The organism is Marinobacter sp. VGCF2001 (genome assembly GCF_049943275.1).
Classification (GTDB): Bacteria; Pseudomonadota; Gammaproteobacteria; order Pseudomonadales; family Oleiphilaceae; genus Marinobacter.
In genome coordinates this window covers 72187-92895 of record NZ_JBNFVX010000001.1, presented here as the reverse complement: position 1 = coordinate 92895, position 20709 = coordinate 72187, and the positions used below count along the sequence as shown (strand labels likewise).

Genomic DNA, 20709 nt, shown 5'->3' with positions numbered 1-20709 from the left:
AAGGGTGCCGTTTCAGTCGTCATGCATCCGGCCGCCGCTGTTCATCAGGGACTGATAGAGTGCTACGTATTCGCAAGCCCGGCTTTTCCAGGAATAATCCCCTTGCATCCCGTTGTGCTGGAGTTTGCGCCAGGTTTTCCGGTGCTCGCGAGCCGTTAATGCACGGTTTATGGCGCTGAGTAACCCATCCGGGTTTGCGTCGCGAAATACAAAGCCGTTGGCATGTACCGGGGCTTCTTCCTCCGGGTCAAACACCGTATCGTTCAACCCGCCCACGCCATGCACAACCGGCACTGTGCCGTAGCGAAGGCTGTACATCTGATTCAGGCCGCAGGGCTCGAACCGGGAAGGCATCAGAAAAATGTCAGCGCCTGCGGTGATCCGGTGAGCCAGCCCTTCGTTGTAACCGAGAGTGAGTGAGCATTGTGCCGGCCATGCCTGTGCGATGGACGCAAGCCTGTCCTCGTAGTGGTGTTCACCTGAACCGAGCAGGGCGAACTGGCAGCCTTGTTCCAGCAGGGGCTTCATGACACCCAGTATCCAGTCCAGCCCCTTTTGCTCAACCAGACGCCCGACAAAACCCAGTATCGGCGCATCGCACACATCCAGCTTCAGTTCCTGCTGAAGACTGGCCCGGCAGAGGGCTTTGTTGGCGGGATAATCGGCGCCGTAATGGGCGTCCAGGTATGGATCATCTGCGGGGTTCCAGAGCCGGGTATCAATGCCGTTAAGAATGCCTTTGATCCGGGCTGACCTGTGGCGAAGAAGCCCATCCAACCCACAGCCAAACCAGGGGGTCTGGATTTCGTCGGCATAACTGGGGCTGACGGTGGTAACAGCGTCGCTGAACACCAGCCCGCCCTTGATGAAGGAAAGCTGCTGATGAAACTCCAGAAACTCGTAGTGCCACAAGGTATCGGGCAGACCCAGTGCCTGGAAGGTCTCGTGTGAAAACAGTCCCTGATAGGCCAGGTTATGAACGGTGAACACCGTTTTCGGTGGGTTCTGGCTATCGGCCAGAAATACGGGAATCAGCGCGGACTGCCAATCGTTACAGTGGACAATGTCCGGGCGCCAGCTCAGGCCAAGCTGGCCCAGGGCCATTCTGGCGGCAACGCGGGCGAACAGATGAAAGCGGTGAGCGTTGTCCCACCAGTCCTCACCTTGCTCGTTCTGGTAGGGACTGTCGCCCACCCGGTCGAAAAGCGCCGGGCTGTCTACCAACCAGAGCGTTACCGCGGTTCCCGGCAGGCGTGTTTGCCACAGGGCAACGTCATAATGACCCTCCCGGAAACGGGTTTTTCTCCGCGATCCTGCCGCTTTCGCGGCCTTCAAGGCTGCAGGGTAACCCGGCAACAGGATATGACAGTCATGGCCCAGCCGGCAGAGCGCCTCCGGAAGGCTGGCCGAGACATCAGCCAGCCCTCCGGTTTTGACCAGAGGGAAGACCTCGCTGGTGGCAAACAGAATCCGGGTCATGGCTCTGGCCTCAGAATCAGCAGCCCCAGCGGTGGCAGGGTTAATTCAATAGAGCAGGGGCGCGCCATCCAGGGCGCAGATTGCGCTTGCAGGGGCAGGGGGTTGCCCAGATTGCTTCCGCCATACCAGGTGGAGTCGGAATTGAAGATTTCCTGCCAGGAGCCACCCACCGGAACCCCAACCCGATAGTGGTGCCTGGGTTGGGGAGTGAAGTTAACGATGATCAGCAGCGAGTGGTGATCGGCTGCCCCGGAGTTGCGAACATAACTGATCACCGACTGGGTGGAGTCGTGGCAATCAATCCATTCGAAGCCATCGGAGGTGTAGTTCTTTCGATGGAGCGCCGGGTGCAACCGGTAGAGTCGGTTCAGGTCCTGAATCAGCTTCTGAAGCCCCTGATGCTCAGGATGCTCCAGTAATGACCAGTCCAGTTCCCGGCTTTCGCTCCACTCCTGCCGCTGGCCAAATTCCCCGCCCATGAACAGCAGCTTCGCACCGGGGTAGGTAAACATATAGCTGAACAGCAAGCGCAAAGAGGCCCGTTGTTGCCAATCGTCGCCAGGCATTTTCTGCAGCAGGCTCGACTTCCCGTGTACCACTTCGTCGTGGGACAGTGGCAGCATGAAGTTTTCAGAAAACGCGTACATCAGGCCGAAGGTCAGTTTTTCATGGTGATACTGCCGATACACCGGATCCTGCTGCAGATAGTTCAGGGTGTCGTGCATCCACCCCAGGTTCCATTTCAGGTTGAACCCGAGCCCGCCAATTTCAGGAGGACGGGTCACTCTGGGCCAGGAGGTGGACTCTTCCGCCATCATCAAAGCCCCGGGAAACCGGCTCTGGCAGATCCGGTTAAGGTCCTGCAGAAACCGGATGGCTTCCAGGTTTTCATGCCCACCGTACTCGTTTGGCAACCATTCCCCTTCTTTGCGTGAATAGTTCAAGTACAGCATGGAGGCCACCGCATCCACCCGCAAACCGTCCATGTGGAAGGCGTCCAGCCAGAACAAAGCGCTGCCGATCAGGAAATTGCGAACTTCGTGCCGGCCGTAATTGTAAATGAGCGTACCCCAGTCCTGGTGACGACCGCGCCGCGGGTCTTCGTGTTCATACAGCGCGGTGCCGTCAAACCGCGCCAGGGCAAACTCGTCGTCCGGAAAGTGGCCGGGCACCCAGTCGAGAATCACGCCTATGTTGTGCTTGTGGCACTGGTCTACAAAGTATCTGAGATCATCCGGGCTTCCGTACCGGCGCGTCGGCGCGTAATACCCGGTGGTCTGGTAGCCCCAGGACTCATCCAGCGGGTGCTCGGTAATCGGCAGTAACTCGATATGGGTAAACCCGATGTCCAGCACGTAAGGCACTAACTGGTCAGCCAGCTCCCGATAGTTCAGCCATCGCCCGGAGCCATGGTGTCGCCAGGAACCCGGATGCACTTCGTATACGGATATCGGGTTTTGTTGCCAATCAAACCGGTTGCGCCGCTCCAGCCAGTCGCCATCGCCCCAGGCGTAGCGCCCCCGCTCTGTCACGACGGCGGCCGTAGAGGGGCGGTGCTCGAAAGCCTGGCCGTATGGGTCGGTTTTGATCACCTGCGGGCCGGCAGCGGTGGTTATGGCAAACTTGTAGAGAGCACCCGCTTTTACGTCGGGAATGAAGGTGGACCAGACGCCCGAGCCGCCGTTTTGCTCCATGGTATGGCTGTGGTCATTCCAGTGGTTGAAATCACCAATGACACTGACCGAGGCCGCATTCGGCGCCCACACGGCGAAACGCGTGCCTTCAACACCCCACTCGCTGACAAGGTGGGCCCCGAGCACGTTGTAAATGTGCCAGTGCCGGCCTTCGGCGAACAGGTGCAGGTCAAACTCACTCAGGGCAGGGCTTTCCATAGACCACAGGTTCCCGAAAAAATACAAACCTGAGTTTAGACCATAAGACTCCTTTGCGTTTGTGCAAAAACTGACCTAAAAACTATACGACAGACAACACCCAATCCGAGTTGGCGCCTATCCGGTTTAAACAGGGAAGCTGCTATGCAAACCGCCAAGCGTTTCGTCAGCCGTCTTACACGCCAGACACTGGCCCTGGTTCTGGCCGGAGGCCGCGGCTCCAGGCTTCACGACCTGACCAAATGGCGCGCGAAGCCAGCGGTGCCATTCGGAGGTAAATTCCGGATCATCGACTTTCCGCTATCCAATTGCATCAATTCCGGCATCGGCCAGGTCGGCGTGATTACCCAGTACAAATCCCACTCACTGATACGGCATATCCAGCGTGGCTGGGGCTTTCTGCGTGGGGAGCTTGATGAGTTTGTGGAACTTTTGCCGGCCCAGCAGCGAATTGAAACCTCCTGGTACGAGGGCACGGCCGATGCGGTCTTGCAGAACCTGGACATTATCCGCAGCCATCGGCCGGAGTATGTGCTGATACTCGCCGGCGATCATGTTTACAAGATGGATTACGGCACCATGCTGGCCGCCCATGTTGAGCAGGAGGCAGACATTACTGTGGGCTGCATTGAAGTGCCGCTGGAAGAAGCTTCAGCATTCGGGGTGATGTCGGTGGACGAGGAATTCCGCATCACCGAATTTGAAGAAAAACCGGCACACCCCAAAGCGATACCGGGTAAGCCGGGCACCGCCCTGGTCTCCATGGGCATTTATGTGTTCAGCACGGCAGTTCTGTTTGATGAACTGCTGCGAGATCACAAAATGGATGGCAATTCCTCCCACGACTTTGGCAAAGACATTATTCCCTCGGTGATCAAACGATTGCGGGTCACCGCTTTTCCATTCCGGGATCCTGTCAATAACCGGGGAGCGTACTGGCGCGATGTTGGCACCATTGATTCTCTCTGGCAGGCCAATCTCGAACTGATCGACATCAGCCCGGAACTGAATCTCTACGACTCCGGCTGGCCAATCTGGACCTATCAGGAGCAACTCCCTCCGGCCAAGTTCGTGTTCGACGACGAACACCGCAGAGGCACCGCCGTAGACTCCATGGTGGCCGGCGGATGTATTGTTTCCGGTGCCAGTGTGCGCCACTCGCTTCTGTTCTCCCAGGTGCGAGTGCATTCGTTCAGCAACATCGAGGACTCGGTGATCTTTCCGGACGTCGATATCGGCCGGGATTGCCATATCCGCAAAGCCGTCATCGACCGGGGCTGCCGCATACCGGAGGGTACCCGCATTGGCGTTGACCGCTCAGCAGATGAAAAGCGGTTTCATGTATCCCCGCGGGGTGTGGTTCTGGTGACCCCGGAAATGCTCGGGCAGGACTACCCCCATGGACTCTGAAAATCGCATACCCGTGGTGCTTTGCTGGCATATGCATCAGCCGGATTATCAGGACCACAGCAACGGACAGTTTTTGTTCCCGTGGGTGTATCTGCATTGCATCAAGGATTACGTGGATATGGCCGCCCACCTTGAGGCCCACCCCGAAGCCCGTGCCGTGGTAAATTTCGCCCCGGTGCTGCTGGAGCAAATCGAAACCTACCTTTGTGATATTGAACGCTGGCGCCATGACGGCCAGCCCATGGGCGATCCTCTCCTGAACGCGCTGCCCGCAAAGTCACTTCCGGAGGCCGGCTCTCCAGCTTTTCTGGAACTGATGGAAAAATGCCTGAAAGCCAACAATGAGCGCATTATCAAACGGTTTCCCGCCTACACACAGTTGGCAGACATCGCAGAGCTTTATCGCACCCGGCCGGATATCCAGCGCTATTTGTCCCGGCAATTTCTGGCAGATCTTTTGGTGTGGTATCACCTTGGCTGGATGGCAGAAACGGTGCGTCGCGACAATGGCGTCATTCAGAGCCTGCAGGAAAAAGCTCACGATTACACACTGGAAGATCGGCAGGCGTTACTGGGTGTTATTGCTGAGTTGATGGCCGGCATTGCCCCCCGGTACCGGCACCTTGCCCAGGCCGGGCAAGTGGAGTTGGCCATGAGCCCCTGGGCCCATCCCATTCTGCCGCTGCTTCTGTCTTTCGACGCGGCACGGGAGGCGATGCCTGGCATTCTCCTTCCTGAGCACCCGGTTTACCCCGGCGGACATGAGCGCGCCGCCTGGCATCTGACCGAAGGCAAGCGCACCTTCAAACGTTTTTTTGATAGCGAACCAGCAGGCTGCTGGGCCTCCGAAGGTGGGCTGAGTCAGGCCACACTGGCCCTGCTTGGGGAACAGGGGTTTCGTTGGACGGCCTCGGGAGATTCGGTCATAAACAACTCCCTGAACCGGGCCAAGGCTGACCGCGCAGCGCCCGAAAATGCCAGCATCCATCAGCCATATCGATGTGCCGATGCGGATATAACACTGTTTTTTCGGGACGATGGTTTGTCCGATCTGATCGGTTTTTCGTATGCCGACTGGCACGCCGAGGATGCCGTGAGGGACCTGGTTCACCACATGGAAAACATCGCAAAGGAGGGCAATCACCCGGTTATCTCTGTGATTCTTGACGGTGAGAATGCCTGGGAGTACTACCCGGAAAACGGTTTCCATTTTCTGGACGAGCTTTACCGGCTACTGGGAAAACACTCCAAGCTTCGCCTGACCACCTATTCAGAGTTACTGGAGAATCCCGTGATAGAGCCAGTATCACTGCCGGAACTGGTGGCTGGCAGCTGGATATACGGCACGTTTTCCACCTGGATAGGCGACCCGGACAAGAATCGAGCCTGGGATCTGCTGTGTGAAGCCAAACAGCATTTTGATCTCGCCCTGGATAACGGTTCTCTGAGCACCGAGCAGGAACTGGCCGCGACCCGTCAGCTGGGGCTTTGCGAGGGATCCGACTGGTTCTGGTGGTTTGGCGATTACAATCCCGCCCTGGTGGTTCGGGACTTTGAGCATCTGTACCGCCGACACCTGGCTAATCTGTATGGGTGCATAGGCTACCCGGCACCCCCGAGCCTGTTTCAGCCACTGAGCCAGGGCGGAGGTGAGCCTACCAAGGGAGGCGCGATGCGACCCGGGCACGAGGCAGGGCCATGACGAATGTGGTTCTGGAGAGGCGTCGGGCTGGCGTGCTGTTGCATCCAACGGCATTGCCCGGCACATCAGGCAAGCTGGGCCAGGCCGCCATGCAGTTTGTCGATATGCTGGCGCAGGCTGGAATTACCGTCTGGCAGACCCTGCCTCTGGGCCCGACCCATGCTGACCTCTCGCCTTATCAGTCTTTGTCTGCCCATGCGGGCAATCCGATGCTCATTGATCTGGCAGAGTTGCTGGCCCCGGGGTTGTTGGAGGAGCACGAACTGACAGCCTGTTCCAGGCGCGCGGCCATGGAGCGTGCCAGCGAGCGCTTTCAGGCCGGAAATTACCGGGAATCCGAAGTTTTCAATCATCAGGCCTACGAGGATTTCCTGGCCCATCATCACTGGCTGCGCGACTTTGCCCTGTTTGTGGCAAACGTGGAAACCTTCCCGGGCTCCTCGTGGCTGGAGTGGCCCGAAGCTATGCGCAATCACGAGCCAGCAGCCCTGGCGGCACAGCAAGAGGCGAAGCTGGGCACGTTGCAGCGGGTTTATCTGGAACAGTACCTGTTTTTCGTGCAGTGGTCCGCGCTTCGGCGCTATGCGGCCGAGCGTGGTGTGTTTTTGTTCGGTGATATCCCGATTTTTGTAGCCCACAACAGCGCTGACGTATGGGCCGCTCCCGAACTCTACAAACTGGACGATTCCGGCAATCCCAGGGTCGTTGCCGGTGTTCCTCCAGATTACTTTTCGCCGGACGGCCAGCACTGGGGGAACCCGATATTCGACTGGAACCGAATGGCCGGGGACGGTTATCGCTGGTGGATTGATCGCCTCGCCAGCCAGCAAGAGCGCTTTGATCTCCTCCGGATCGACCATTTCCGGGGATTACAGGCGTATTGGGAAATACCCGCCGATCGCCCAAGCCCCGTGCATGGTTACTGGATGCCGGGCCCGGCAGACGGCTTTCTGGAGGCCTGTTTCCGGGCTCTGCCGAATTTGCCTCTGGTGGCCGAGAACCTGGGAATTATCGGTGACGATGTGGAGGCACTCAGGCACCGTTTTCGGCTTCCCGGCATGACCGTCATGCAATTCGGCTTTGACGGCAGCGCCAACAACCCTCACTTGCTCCACAACCACAAGGAGTGGGATGTGGCGTATACCGGCACCCATGACAACGACACCTCGCTGGGCTGGTACCAGAGCCTTGATGAGCATACCCGACATCATGTTAACCGGTACTTGCGAATAGAGGGCGCACATATGCCGTGGTCTATGATTCAGGCTGCCATGGGGTCAGTATCGCGGCTTGTCATAGTGCCGATACAGGACTTTCTTGGGTTGGGGCCGGAAGCCCGCTTCAATACTCCGGGAACGATCGAAGGCAACTGGCTCTGGGCGTTGCCCGACAACTATCGGGAGCAATTGGATACCGCACGATTGAAAGCCATGCTGGAGCTTTATGGTCGCTAGAGGAAATATTCCGGGTTTGATCTGGATCAAAATGATCAATATTTGATCAAAGGTAGAGTGGGTGTATGGATTACCCATTGGTCTGATCTCAGGAGGTGTCTCTATGGAACATCGGTTGAGTCAAAGAGTTGAAGGCGGCTTGCCTATTCTGGTCTATAAACGCGGTGTTCCGGTTGCCACCGGTGTGATCCGGGACGCATCCCGGCGCGGGCTGTTCATCGACACGGATTATGCCGATGTACGACTGAACCAGACCCTTGAACTGGCGTTTCGGCTGCCGGGACGCGCGGAGCAGGGCCATTGCTCGCTTAGCGCGCACGTCGTGCGCACCGACAACCGGGGCCTAGGAGTCGATTTTGACGGGGCAGACAACGATGCCCTGTCGATCTCTGAGTTGATAGCAACGCTGGAAAGACAAACCGCCGATAACCAGCTTGCCGGCTGCAGCCGGAAAAAACGGCATTAGCAACAAAAACAAACTCTAGTCAGGGAAATCGGGATGATTGCACCAGAAACGGCGTGTTCACACGGATGCTGTAGCCAATGACGCTGGCTGCCTACACCATGCGAGCGCTGCCGGCGCCGATAACCGGGCTGATGGCGCTGGCCCTGGACCTTCAGTGGAGCTGGCATCATGGCAGTGACCAGCTATGGCGTTGGCTGGAAGAAGACGTATGGGACGCCACCCACAACGCCTGGCTGGTGCTGAACAGCGCCTCATTCGAACGATTGCAGCAACTGGCGGAAGACCCGGAGTTCCTGACTATCTATCAACAACAGCTTTCGCGCCATGAGGCGTTCCGCCAATCAGTAACCTGGTACTCCCGGAACTGTGAGGATCAACTGGCCGGCGGCGTCGCCTGGTTCTGTATGGAGTATGGCGTTTCGGAATCGCTTCCACTTTACAGTGGAGGCCTGGGCGTATTGGCGGGCGATTTTCTGAAAGCCGCCAGTGATCTGGGCGTGCCGGTGAGTGCAGTAGGCCTTTTATACCAGCAGGGTTACTTTCGCCAGGCATTGAATGCCGAGGGCGAGCAACTGGAATTCCATCCTTACAATGACCCCACTATGCTTCCGGTTATGCCACTGCGTGACAACGCCGGTGAGTGGGCGAGGGTTGAAGTGCCTTTTCCGGGGCGAACGGTTCGCCTGAGAGCCTGGAAAGGCCAGGTAGGGCGCTGTGAGTTGTTGTTGCTCGACAGCAACGACCCCCGAAATGAGCCCGGAGACCGTGGCATCACCAGTGAGCTTTACAGCGGCGATCCGGAAAAACGCCTGCAGCAGGAAATGGTGCTGGGCATTGGCGGCTGGCGCTTATTGGCGTTACTCGAACGAAACCCGGCCGTTTGCCATATTAATGAAGGGCACAGCGCCCTGGCCCTGGTCGAGCGGGCGTCACACTGGCAGCAACGGAACAACAGTGACTTTGATACGGCCCGACTGGCAACCCGGGCCACGAATCTTTTTACCACCCACACTTCGGTAGCCGCCGGTTTTGATCAGTTTCCTTTGCCATTGACCCGGCTTTACCTGACACCCTGGCTGGAGGAAATCGACCTATCCCTGAGCACGGTTCTGTCTGTGGCGAATGGTGGCACGGATGATCTCAATATGTCCGGGCTCGCGCTGGGCATGAGTAGCCGTTTCAATGGGGTCAGCCAGATCCACCGGCACGTTACCCAGTCGATTTTTCAGCCCTGGTTCGGCCGATGGCCAGCGGCTGATGTGCCCGCGGACTTCGTAACCAACGGCGTACACACACCAACCTGGGATTCTCCGGAAGCCGATGCGCTCTGGACGGCGGCCTGTGGCCAGGACCGCTGGCGACAACCGATGACGGATACCCGCCCCCTGCGCGAGACCAGCGACCACGATTTATGGCAAATGCGCCGGAAACAGCGGCACCGGCTGGTGTATTTTTTACGACAACGCCTGCAAAACCAGCACTGCGAGCACAACTACGGCAACAGCCAGGATGCCGCCTGCGGACTTCTGCTGGATACAGAATCCTTGACCATCGGCTTCGCGCGCCGGTTCACCGACTACAAGCGCCCGGACTTGCTGCTCGCAGACCCTGAACGCCTCTTGCGCCTGCTGGCGAATCGTGACCAGCCGTTGCAGATTGTACTTGCAGGCAAAGCTCACCCGCACGACCTTCGCGGCAAGGCCATCATCAAGCGCTGGAAGCAATTTACCCGCCGGCCGGAAGTTGAAGGTCGGGTGGTGTTTATCGAAGACTACGATATGGCGGTTGCCAGCGAGCTCATTCAGGGCGTGGATGTGTGGCTTAACTGCCCGCGGCACCCCTGGGAAGCGTGTGGCACCAGCGGCATGAAAGTGCTGGTTAACGGTGGGCTTAATCTGTCTCAATACGATGGATGGTGGGCTGAAGCCTGGACGCCGGATGTTGGCTGGGCCATTCGACCGGGCGCAAGTTTTGAGGAATTGAGCCAGACAGACAAACACGATGATGCCGATGCCGAGGAACTTTACCAGTTGTTGGAACAACAGGTGGTGCCGGAATTCTACCGGCGCAATGAACAGGGGCTTCCGGAAGGCTGGCTGGGGCGGGTACGGTCCAGCATGAATGAGCTTACCGCGCGCTATTCGGCAAACCGAATGGTCCGCGAGTACGTGAACGACTTCTATCTGCCCATGGCAGCGCAGGGCGCGGAACGAGAAGGCGGGGCCGTCGAGGAGCTGGTTTCCCTGCTAGAAACCATTGCCCGCCACTGGCCCAGACTGAGATTCGGGCGGATGGATATCCGGGAGGAGGGCGGTGAAGTCCATGTTGACCTGGACGTGTATCTGGATGGTTTGCCACCACAGCTTGTCGCCCTGGAACTGGTGGCGGAAGCCTCAGACTATGGCCCGCGCCTCGTAGAGGCCATGGAATTATCAGGCCCACTGCCTGAATCCGGGCAAACCTACCGTTATCAATGCAGCGTGCCGAAGCGACCGGTCGATCATTTTACGCCCCGCATCCGGGTTCAGGAGCCAAGGCTGAATCTGCCCCTCGAAGACAGCCACATTCTCTGGCTTCGTTGATCAGCCCCGCCAGAAACCCGGTGACAACACAATCACAACGCTGAGAATTTCCAGGCGCCCCATGAGCATACCCACGGAAAGGATCCACTTGGCGGCATCCGGCAGCGGAGAGAAGTTCCCCGCAGGACCGATGATGTCGCCAAGCCCCGGCCCCACGTTTGTCAGCGAGGTCAGGGCGCCTGACAGTGCCGTTACGAAGTCCAGCTGCAGCGATGCCAGCAGCACGGTGATCACCAGCAGACACAGAAGAAAGATAAACGTATAAGCGATCATCGACGAAATGATTTCGTCACTGACCGCCCGACCGTTGTAGTTTCGTGTGAACACAGCCCGGGGGTGCAGCAGCCGCATTAACTGCTCGCGCAAGATGATCAACGAGAGCTGGAACCGGAAAATTTTCATGCCGCCGGCCGTTGAGCCCGAACAGCCACCGACAAACATCAGGAAAAAGAACACAACGAACGCCAATGGCCCCCACGCCGAATAATCCTCTGACGCGTAACCGGTTGTGGTCACCACGGACGTTACGTTGAAGAGCGTAGCCGCATAATTATGAATAGGGTCAAACGGAACGGGAGACACCCACCAACGGTAGAGCGTAAGCATGGCCGGCACGGCAAACAGAATGCCGAGAAACAACCGGACCTGCTGATCGCGAAACAGAACGCCATGCTGGCCATGCATTTCCCGCACGAACAGGAAGAAAGGAAGACTCCCGATAATCATGAAAAAGGTGGCTTCCATCAGAATCAGGTCGTTGAACTTACCCATCGACAGGTCGGAGGTTGAAAAACCACCGGTGGCTATACTCGTCAAACCATGGTTGAACGCATCAAACAGGGACATACCAGAGAGCCAGTAGGTCACAACCGCGACGACTGAAAACAGCAGATAGACAAACAAAAGGCCACGGCTCAGCGTTTTCATCCGGGGCAGCGCTTTTTCAGTCCATTCAGAAGATTCCGTCGCAAACAAGCGCATCCCGCCCACTCGCAGGAAGGGCAGTACGGCAACGAACATTCCGATAATCCCGATGCCGCCGAGCCACTGAAGAATGGAGCGCCAAAGCAGCAGGTCTTTATCCAGATTATCGAGGCCGGTCAGCACGGTCGCGCCCGTAGTAGTAATACCGGATGTGCCCTCGAAAAAGGCATCCGCTGCGGAAATATTGTTGTCACTCAGATAGAAGGGAAGAGACGAAAGCAGGGCGATGACAAACCAGCTGGAGACGGTCAGCACGAACATATAGCGGGGTTTGAGATCCCGCGACTCCCGGAACGTCAGCAGAAGCCCCAGCACGCCCAGTACGCAGACAATCACAGCGGACTCGGCGAACGCCACGGCATTGGGTGCGCCTGCGGGAGTGGCCGCCAACAATAAAACCGGTAACGTCATGAAAAGGCTAAGAAGAATAAACATGACGCTGACAATGAAAACGACAGGGGATAGATTTTTCAAAGTACGCTCAAGCCAGCTGACCAACGACGGCGTCAGGATACCCGCGCCCCCCCGGAACCGCAAGGAATGCCAACCGGTTCAGGGGCGCTGACCGCGGATTCCATCAGACGCCCCGGCAAAGCCTGCGGGGTGCCTTGCATACCCTAACTGCCCATGAAAACTCCAAGGACAATCACGCCCAGCAGCGCCATCAAAGCAACAGCAATTAGAACAGTGTCAATAACCGGCATCTCGAAATCCTGAACCAAGGGGTAAGAGAAGGCAGTTCGCGGGAACCGCCGGAAGAGACGCCCATGATTTTAGACCTCCGCGCCTCATGGCACAAAAGTAGTTAACTATGAAAATACGCTTATGGGTGTACGGCGGGTCCACAGTAGCGACAACAGAACAATGGCGATGGGCCCCAGCATCAACGCGTTGAGAGTTGCCCAGCCCAGGTGATGCAAGAGCGCACCTGAGAGCAGCGAGCCAATGGTCACGAGCGCAAAGATCACCAGATCATTGACGCCCTGAACGGCTCCGCGTTCAGACTCCGTATGGAGGCTGGCAAGCAGCGTGCTGCCCCCGATAAACAAGAAATTCCAGCCCACTCCGAGCAAAACCAGCGCAACCCAGAAGTGTTCGAGGCTGGCGCCCGAAAGGGCGGTCGCAACGGTCCCGAAGAGAATCACGCAGCCGGCAAACAGGATGCGACCAACGCCGAATCGAGCGATCAGGCTGCCGGTAAAGAAGGAGGGCGCATACATTCCCAGCACATGCCATTGCATAATAAAAGCAACGTCGTCCATCCCGAAGGCCTCAGCCCGCATGGCCACCGGGGTTGCCGTCATGACCAGAACCATAACGGCGTAACCGATCGCGCCGGATGCCAGCGCCACGGCAAAGGCCGGATTGCTTGCAATTGTCCTGAGCGGCCGCGACGACTCACCTTCGTGGGGCTCGCCCGGATACGGCACCTGCAGCTGACTGAGCAGCGTAATGGCAACCAGCGCAAGTAAGGCAATCATCAGATACGGACCGCCATTCGGCACGCCGGGAACCACATTCACCAGCTTACTGGCATTCCAGGGCCCCAGAAAAGCCGCGACCACACCACCGGCCAGAACAAAAGAAATGGCGCGGCTGCGAAAGGTAGGGCTGGCCACATCCAGCGCCGCAAAGCGATAGTACATGGCAAACCCCTGGTACAGCCCCATAAGCAAGCTGCCCAGGCAAAAGATACCGAAAGACTGCAGGGCAATGCCGGCAAAACTCAGCACGCCGCCACCAGCGCCGCCGATGGCGGCGCCCACAATAAAGCCTTGCCGACGACCGACTTTTTTCATGAACAGCGATGCCGGCAATGTAGAAAAGACTGTGCCCAGCATCATGATCGCGATGGGGACCGTCGCCAGATCCGGATTTGGGGCCAGCTCCTGGCCAACCACACCGCTTAACGTCATGACCGTGATCGCCGCAACCATAAACATCACCTGACTGACGACCAGAATGGCAACGTTTCTTTTTTCCCGGTGGTAGAGGGCATCAGCGTGGTTCATGTAAAGGCCTTTTCGGTGCGATGGAACGAGCCGGTTATTCTAAGCTTATTCCTGAAAATTGGAATGGAGCCATTTGATGGCTGTTCTGGCTTTATCGCTCACACACCTAATTTAACATAATATACATTATGCGCAGTCTTGGGTTGTCCGAATTGGTGTATATTCCGAATGCGGTCGTAGAGAACCCTGCAGCGAGCATTATCGAACAACAACCAGAAACCTCATTGGAGCCACAGAATGCGCCATCTTATGTTTATTTTGCCCATAGCCACACTCGCGATTCTCTCAGGATGCGCCTCGACCGACGATGTCCCGCCCAATGGAACTCAGTTTACTTTAGATGGCTGCCCGCCATTCATGAATTGCGTATCAACGTCAGCCGACAAGCAACGTCACGCTATCGAGCCTATCCGTTTGGTTGAGCCTCTGAATGAATCATCCTGGGAAATGATTCGGGCTGAAGCTCTCAAACTGCCCGGCGCGTCACTCAACCATGTCCGGTATGGCTATGCTGACATCACCTGTTACAGCGATATCGTTGGTTTCCCGGATTACCTCGAAATCCTCATCGACCCGGACCAGCAGAAGCTGAATGTGAGATCTCAGTCGCTGTTGGGTTTCTATGACATGGGCGTGAATCGCCAGCGGGTTGAGCTGCTTCGCAGTCGGCTGGTGGAACGAGGGATTGCCGTAGAGTAAGCAGGCCCAGGGTTTGCTCATAAGCGCGTATTTACAGGGGTTTACAGTATGTCCAATATTTGGGAGTATTGGACATAACAGGTATATCCTCCAGACTGCATTACAGGCGCGCCGCATGAATTCCAGAGCCATCTTCCCCGGCTTTCCTTTGTTTGATACCGCCGAACTGATTCAGGAACAGGCGGATCTCGAGTTTTATCCCGATTTGCAGGCCGCTCTGGCGTCACTCCCGGTTGATCGCCAGGCGGCGCTGGACGATTTTTATATCAGTCATAAATTTTTGATGAAATACAGTGATGTGGCCGGCACTTATAACCGCTTTCGAAGCGAGATCCAACGGTTTCTGAACTACACCTGGCTCATTGCCAAGCGGCATCTCGCCCAAGCCGATGCAGATCTTGTCACCAGTTACTTTGCCTTTATCAAAACACCCCCGGCGCAGTGGGTGTCCCACGGCATCTATTCGGGGTTTGTCAGTGAAAATGACCTGCGAAGATTCAACCGATACTGGCGCCCCATGGCCTTGCGCTCGAAAGACTCTAGCACCCCCTACTCTGTCACGCAGGCAAGCATGAATGCCAGCCGCACCGCATTGCAGACCTTTTTCAAATACCTTCTCCTGCAGGATTATCTCCAGCGAAATCCCTTACTGGATGTTCGAAAGCGGGATCGCAATGCCAAACCGAATCTGAATCAGGACAAAGATGCAGATGTTCGGCGGCTGACCGATTGGCAATGGTCGTACCTTTTAGAGACGCTCACGGAACTGGCCAGCACCGACAGCAAGTACGAGCGCCACCTGTTCGTGATCGTCACCATGAAAAGCCTGTTTCTGCGGGTCAGCGAGCTGGCTCCCCGGCCCGTGGACCGCGGCCAACTGAGAACCCCCACATTTGGCGACTTCAGGCGCACCATTATTGATGGCGAACCATACTGGGTCTATTCAGTATTCGGCAAGGGCGACAAAACACGGCAGGTTACACTGCCGGATGCCTATATTGAGTACCTGAAGCGATGGCGTAATCATTTGCAGCTTACGTCTCCCCTGCCCGTTCCCGGCGAATCAACGCCCATACTGCCTTCGAAAAAAGGTGACGCTATCGGCAAGCGGCAAGTGCAGCGCATCTATGAGCAGGCGATGGTTGCAACAGCAGGCCGCATGGAAAGCCAGGGTTTTGCAGATGAAGCCAGACAGGTTTTGGCGATTCGCTCCGAGACACATTACCTTCGCCACACAGGCGCGAGCCAGGCCATTGAGGCTGGCGCCGATATTCGTCACATCAGTGAAGAGCTGGGGCACGCGAATGCGACGTTCACCGAATCGGTTTACGTCAATTCAGAACAGGCACGGCGCCGGACCGAGGGCCGCCGGCGCCGTGTTTGAAATGTTCGGGCGCGGCCGCACTGATCAGGCGGTTTCCCCGGTCATCAGTGGCCACGGAGCTCAAACAATAGCGCTTCTACATTTTTCTGAGCCTCAATCCGGAGCATCGCTTCGTCAGCGATATAGGCTCCGTCGCCCGCTTGCAGCGAAATGCCGTTCAGAACCAGCCCGCCAACCGCGACATGAATATAATAGACTTTCGCTTCGGCAGCGGAGAAGATGCAAGCTTCGGTATCCAGTTTGATCTGATACAGCCGCGCATCCTGGTGAATCGGGATTGATCCATCCTGCCCGTCCGGAGAAACCACGAGTGTAATACCTTTGGTGCCGGAAAAGTCTTTCTGCGCATAGCGCGGTGCCACATCCTTTTGATTCGGCAGTATCCAGATTTGCAGAAAGTTGAGCTTCTGGCTGTCTGATGCATTGAATTCGCTGTGAAAAACCCCGGTGCCAGCACTCATCACCTGAACTTCGCCAGCCTTTAATTCTGAAGCATTATTCATGGTGTCTTCGTGGGCAATACTACCCTCAAGAACGTAGGTGATGATTTCCATGTCCTTATGCGGGTGCGCACCAAAGCCCGCCCCACCGGCAACCCAGTCATCATTGATCACCCGGAGATCGGAGTAGCCCATAAATCCCGGATCGTAGTAGTCGGCGAACGAAAAGCTGTGGCGGGACTCGAGCCAGCCATGCTTGGCATGTCCCCGCTCCGATGAGCGCCGTAATGTAATCATCGCCCCTCCTGACTTAATGAGCCTTCAGTTTGCGGATATCAGCCTGCTGACCTGAAGAGCAAATATATGGCGCACCAGACTTGCGATAAAGATCATTTTTCGAACCGCTTTGTTCAGTTTTTTTGTACTGATTTTTCATTAGTTCCAGTAAAAACATGACGGGCGCCCGAAAGCGCCCGGAGCATTCTCCGTGCGCTTCTCGTTATAAGGCCCGAGGCTCGCTGCGCAGGCCGTGTACCGCGGAATAGCCGCAGATGAGCACCACCAGCATGAATGGTACCCCGGTAATCAGAACGGCAGCTTGCAGTGCAGTCAGCCCACCGCCCAGTAACAGCGCAATTGCTAGCGCGCCCTCGACAGCAACCCAGAATACCCGCTGCGTTTTAGGCGAACTGACCTTGCCGCCGGAGGTAATGGAATCAATCACCAAAGACCCCGAATCGGATGACGTGATGAAGAATACCATCACCAGCGCAATACCCACGAGAGAAGTGATGGACGCCAGCGGTAACTGGTCCAGCATGGCAAATAATTGCAGCTCAAGCGCAGCGTTTTTTGCCCCTTCATAGCCATTTACCAGCTGATACAGTGCCGTCTCACCAAACGATGTCATCCAGAAGACTGAAATCAGAGTCGGTACAATAAGCACCGCAATCAGAAACTCGCGGACGGTGCGCCCCCGTGAAACCCGGGCTATAAACATCCCCACAAACGGCGACCAGCTCACCCACCAGGCCCAGTAAAATGCCGTCCACCCCTGAATAAACGCCTGATCGTCTCGCCCTGCCGGGTTGGACAGCTCGGGCAGCCTGCCAAGGTAAGCGGTCAGATTTTCGAGCGCGCCGGTCAGAATAAGAGCGGTGGGCCCTACCACAATCACAAACAGCATCGGTAAAGCTATTACGAAACGTGATGACCTATGGCCACACCACACAGACCCATCGACCTCACACTCCTCAACACCTTTGTTGGCGTGGTCGATAAACGGGGGTTTACCGCAGCAACTGAAGAGCTGAACCTCGCTCAATCTACCGTAAGCGCCCACATCAAGCGGCTTGAAGAGTTAATTGGGCGACCACTGCTGCAGCGCGGGCAAAAGTACGCCATACCCACCGCGACCGGCGAGCGACTGCTAATGCATGCACGGCAAATGCTTCGGCAAAACGCGCTGGCCTGGCAGGACATAAGCAATCAACGCCTGGCGGGCGTCGTGCGGCTGGGCATTCCCGAAGACTATCTGAGCTATCTTCCAAGCGCGCTTTCCGAATTCGAAGCAAGGTTTCCCGACGTCGAGTTGGAGGTGCACTGCGGGCTGAGTGTCGATCTGGTTCAAGACGTGAAGAGCGGCCTGCTGGATCTGGCCATTACCACCCGTCAACCCAGAAGCCCCGGCGGTGATGTGTTGAAGCGGGAACCCATGATTTGGGCAGGTGCCATAGGGTATGACACGCAGTGGCGGTCACCGCTGCCGCTGGCCGTATCGCAGCAGGGCGTATGCGTGTTTCGGGAAAGAACGATTGCAAGCCTGGACGCCGCCGGCATCCCCTGGCGAATCGCCTATACCAGTGCAAGCCTGTCGGGGCTTTCCGCTGCCGTCCGTGCCGGGCTCGCGATCACAGTACTGACACCATCAATGCTGGGTTCAGAGATGCGGGCGCTCGGCGCCGAGGCCGGGCTGCCGTCATTGCCAGGCATCGAGATTGCACTACATCGCAGCCCGCGCCAAGGTTCTGACGCCTCCCGACAGCTCGCCCTTCAACTCAAGGCTCACATCAAAGGAGCCGTACCGTTCAAGCAATCGCCCTCCGATGCAGCGGGTCGCAAGGCGAGCTGGTCATAATCTCGCGCCAGCGCTCCTGAAGCAGTCTTTCCAAATGATTTCTCAGCCAGACCACGCCGGGGTCCCGATCGTGACGGGCATGCCAGATGAGATACAAACTGGTGGGGTCGACTTCAAAGGGTAGCGGCCCCATCCACAGGTCATTAACGAAGCCACAATCCTGACTGATCAACTCCGGGACCGCTGCAATCAGGTTGGAATTTCTCAGTAGTTGCGGAACGATTGAGAAGTGGTTCACTGTGGCTGCGATACGCCGGCTTTGCCCCTTCTGGTCGAGGTAGTTGTCGACAAAGCCATGAGCATCGCCGGACATGGTCACAAGCAAATGCCGGGCTTCAAGAAATTCATCCATGGTAATGGGCCGGCCTGCCAGCGGATGGTCGGCACGCATGGCCAACATAAATCCACCTTCGAACAACCAGGTGCTGCGCAGACTGTGGTCGTGCTGATTGAGCACCCCCACCGCCAGATCCACGTGAGCCTCCCGCAAGTCGGCGTAGGTGCCTTCCGGTGTATACGGTACCGCGTGAATATCAACCCCGGGGGCTTCGCGCTCCAGCAGCTCAATCACCTGTTGCCAGACCATCTCGACAACCACATCCGTAACCGCGATCCGGAACTTACGCTTTGATGTGCCCGGGTCGAACTGCGTGGCACTCACGGCATTGGTCAGCGCGTACATGTGATCGCCCACCTGATCCCACAGGCTGAGAGCATAGGATGTCGGTTCGATATTGCGGCCTTTGCGCACGAATAGCGGGTCGTTCCAGATCTGGCGCATCCGGGATATGGCGTTGGATACGGCTGGCTGGGTCATGGCGAGCCGCTCTGCAGCGCGGGTGACGGACCGCTCAGTCATAATCGCGTCAAAAATATACAGCAACTGCAGTTCGTGCGTTTTCATGTCATGTCCCTGATGGTCAGATCCCGATCAGTCTGGCGGGCGAACACTCCGGCCGCAATGGCGATATGCCGAGACCTCAAGTTGGAGCGAGTTATGTGCCAACGGAGTTTTTTGCAGCCGGAGCTCGACGTGTTTTACAGGTTGCCTTTCACAAATGTGCGCAGCTCACTGAGGCTGCCCGCGCCGGTTTTCTGGGCAACAACGCCGCCACTCTGAAACAGCGCCAGCGTGGGGATACCCCGAATTCTCATTTTGGCGGTGATCTCGGGGCTGTCGTCGACATTCACCTTGGCAATGGTAAGGTCATCGCCAAATTCATCGGCAATATCCTCGAGCATCGGTGCAACCGTTTTGCACGGCCCGCACCAGGGCGCCCAGAAATCCACCAGCACCGGACGGTCGCTTTGTACCACAGCTTGCTCAAAATTCGCGTCAGTGACTTCAATTATATGGCTCATCAATCTATCCCCCAATTGGTTTAGTGCCACACACATTGCAGCCGCCGAAGCTTTAAAACCAATTGCGGGTTTGTATACGTCATATTTTCAGAGGTGATGAGTCGCAGTGCGGGCGATCGAAACTACCCCGCGCCTCACAGCGACTGGTGCAAAAGGTCGAGCTGCGATTCGCCCACCAGTGTTCGCTCACGCTCGAATACCAGCCAGGTTCGAACGCGGCTTTCAACCTGGCGCCGGTTTCGACATACCCACCCATAACGGCCGTGGCGATCTGGCTGGCATTCCATCTGCGCCCCGTGTTTGCGGGCAATAGCCATGTGCCGTTTGAGTGTTCGGTCCGGCATTTCACCAAAACGCGTTCTTAGCTGCTCTGATGTCAGGTTGGCGTTATCGAGAACGGCAACAATGAGTTCAAGAGTGGTCTTGAAGTCGCGGTACATAGGGGCTCTTCGGGCATAGGCCAAGTTCTGGCACAGGAAAACACCCATGCCACAAACTGGCACTCAGGGTGACTGGAGGCGGGCCATTATAGTGATGCCAATCCATGGCACAAGCCTGACCATGCGCCAATTTCTGGCATTGGCCGAATGTGTGCACCAGCAGTTGGCATCAGGATCGCGGTGGGCCAGTCGATGGCATCGCCAATCATGTATCGGCTGCAGCCCGGGAAAAGCTGTCCAGATTTCAAGCCCACATCACTCAGCGT

Annotated in this window: 16 protein-coding genes and 1 pseudogene; 8 read left to right on the top strand and 9 right to left on the bottom strand. The window is 57.0% G+C overall.

The features are described from left to right. Positions 1-12: 12 nt before the first annotated feature. Together glgA and glgB are read right to left on the bottom strand one after the other, a co-directional pair. On the bottom strand, positions 13-1479 hold the full coding sequence (gene glgA, locus ACP2AU_RS00405; protein WP_426373792.1) for a glycogen synthase GlgA: 1467 nt from the start codon (positions 1477-1479) through the stop codon (positions 13-15). Next, on the bottom strand, positions 1476-3371 hold the full coding sequence (gene glgB / locus ACP2AU_RS00400; RefSeq protein WP_426373791.1) for a 1,4-alpha-glucan branching protein GlgB: 1896 nt from the start codon (positions 3369-3371) through the stop codon (positions 1476-1478). The genes glgA and glgB overlap by 4 nt, the downstream gene beginning before the upstream one ends. 144 nt (positions 3372-3515) lie before the next feature. Here glgB and glgC point away from each other — a divergent pair, with 144 nt between their 5' ends. The 5 genes from glgC (at position 3516) to glgP (ending at position 10985) form a co-directional block, all read left to right on the top strand. Continuing rightward, positions 3516-4781, top strand: coding sequence for a glucose-1-phosphate adenylyltransferase (glgC, locus tag ACP2AU_RS00395; RefSeq protein WP_426373790.1), 1266 nt, complete (start codon positions 3516-3518; stop codon positions 4779-4781). After that, the gene (locus ACP2AU_RS00390; RefSeq protein WP_426373789.1) at positions 4771-6483 is read left to right on the top strand and encodes a glycoside hydrolase; all 1713 of its coding nucleotides are present in this window, start codon (positions 4771-4773) and stop codon (positions 6481-6483) included. Before glgC ends, ACP2AU_RS00390 begins: the two co-directional genes overlap by 11 nt. Beyond that, on the top strand, positions 6480-7937 hold the full coding sequence (gene malQ / locus ACP2AU_RS00385; protein WP_426373788.1) for a 4-alpha-glucanotransferase: 1458 nt from the start codon (positions 6480-6482) through the stop codon (positions 7935-7937). The genes ACP2AU_RS00390 and malQ overlap by 4 nt, the downstream gene beginning before the upstream one ends. Before the next feature lie 103 nt (positions 7938-8040). Beyond that, positions 8041-8403 (top strand): PilZ domain-containing protein, encoded by a 363-nt coding sequence (locus ACP2AU_RS00380; protein WP_426373787.1) that lies wholly within the window; start codon positions 8041-8043, stop codon positions 8401-8403. Between the two features lie 77 nt (positions 8404-8480). Then, positions 8481-10985 (top strand): alpha-glucan family phosphorylase, encoded by a 2505-nt coding sequence (gene glgP / locus ACP2AU_RS00375; RefSeq protein WP_426373786.1) that lies wholly within the window; start codon positions 8481-8483, stop codon positions 10983-10985. Here glgP and ACP2AU_RS00370 read toward each other — a convergent pair whose 3' ends face one another. Together ACP2AU_RS00370 and ACP2AU_RS00365 are read right to left on the bottom strand one after the other, a co-directional pair. After that, on the bottom strand, positions 10986-12404 hold the full coding sequence (locus ACP2AU_RS00370; protein ID WP_426373785.1) for a TrkH family potassium uptake protein: 1419 nt from the start codon (positions 12402-12404) through the stop codon (positions 10986-10988). Between the two features lie 374 nt (positions 12405-12778). Next, positions 12779-13981 (bottom strand): MFS transporter, encoded by a 1203-nt coding sequence (locus tag ACP2AU_RS00365; RefSeq protein WP_426373784.1) that lies wholly within the window; start codon positions 13979-13981, stop codon positions 12779-12781. Positions 13982-14218: 237 nt separating this feature from the next. On the opposite strand from ACP2AU_RS00365, the gene ACP2AU_RS00360 reads away from it, so the two are divergent. Further along, on the top strand, positions 14219-14680 hold the full coding sequence (locus tag ACP2AU_RS00360) for a DUF1499 domain-containing protein (RefSeq protein WP_426373783.1): 462 nt from the start codon (positions 14219-14221) through the stop codon (positions 14678-14680). 115 nt (positions 14681-14795) lie between these two features. Continuing rightward, positions 14796-16064 carry a tyrosine-type recombinase/integrase gene (locus ACP2AU_RS00355; RefSeq protein WP_426373782.1) on the top strand — a complete coding sequence of 423 codons (1269 nt, stop codon included), beginning with the start codon at positions 14796-14798 and terminating at the stop codon, positions 16062-16064. A 44-nt stretch (positions 16065-16108) separates the two neighbouring features. Here ACP2AU_RS00355 and ACP2AU_RS00350 read toward each other — a convergent pair whose 3' ends face one another. Both ACP2AU_RS00350 and ACP2AU_RS00345 read right to left on the bottom strand, forming a co-directional pair. Next, positions 16109-16801, bottom strand: coding sequence for a pirin family protein (locus tag ACP2AU_RS00350; protein ID WP_426373781.1), 693 nt, complete (start codon positions 16799-16801; stop codon positions 16109-16111). A 202-nt stretch (positions 16802-17003) separates the two neighbouring features. Further along, positions 17004-17690 (bottom strand): annotated as a pseudogene (locus ACP2AU_RS00345) (BCCT family transporter); the annotation flags it as partial. A gap of 30 nt (positions 17691-17720) precedes the next feature. Between ACP2AU_RS00345 and ACP2AU_RS00340 the strand changes: the two are divergent. After that, the gene (locus tag ACP2AU_RS00340) at positions 17721-18641 is read left to right on the top strand and encodes a LysR substrate-binding domain-containing protein (RefSeq protein WP_426373780.1); all 921 of its coding nucleotides are present in this window, start codon (positions 17721-17723) and stop codon (positions 18639-18641) included. On the opposite strand, the gene ACP2AU_RS00335 is transcribed toward ACP2AU_RS00340, so the two are convergent. The 3 genes from ACP2AU_RS00335 to ACP2AU_RS00325 form a co-directional block, all read right to left on the bottom strand. Then, positions 18592-19545: a LysR family transcriptional regulator gene (locus ACP2AU_RS00335; RefSeq protein ID WP_426373779.1), complete on the bottom strand. Its 954-nt coding sequence runs from the start codon at positions 19543-19545 to the stop codon at positions 18592-18594. The genes ACP2AU_RS00340 and ACP2AU_RS00335 overlap by 50 nt on opposite strands. Before the next feature lie 134 nt (positions 19546-19679). Beyond that, complete coding sequence (trxA, locus tag ACP2AU_RS00330) at positions 19680-20003, bottom strand: thioredoxin (RefSeq protein ID WP_426373778.1); 324 nt, start codon at positions 20001-20003, stop codon at positions 19680-19682. Positions 20004-20137: 134 nt separating this feature from the next. Then, the gene (locus ACP2AU_RS00325) at positions 20138-20443 is read right to left on the bottom strand and encodes a hypothetical protein (protein WP_426373777.1); all 306 of its coding nucleotides are present in this window, start codon (positions 20441-20443) and stop codon (positions 20138-20140) included. Between the last annotated feature and the right edge of the window lie 266 nt (positions 20444-20709).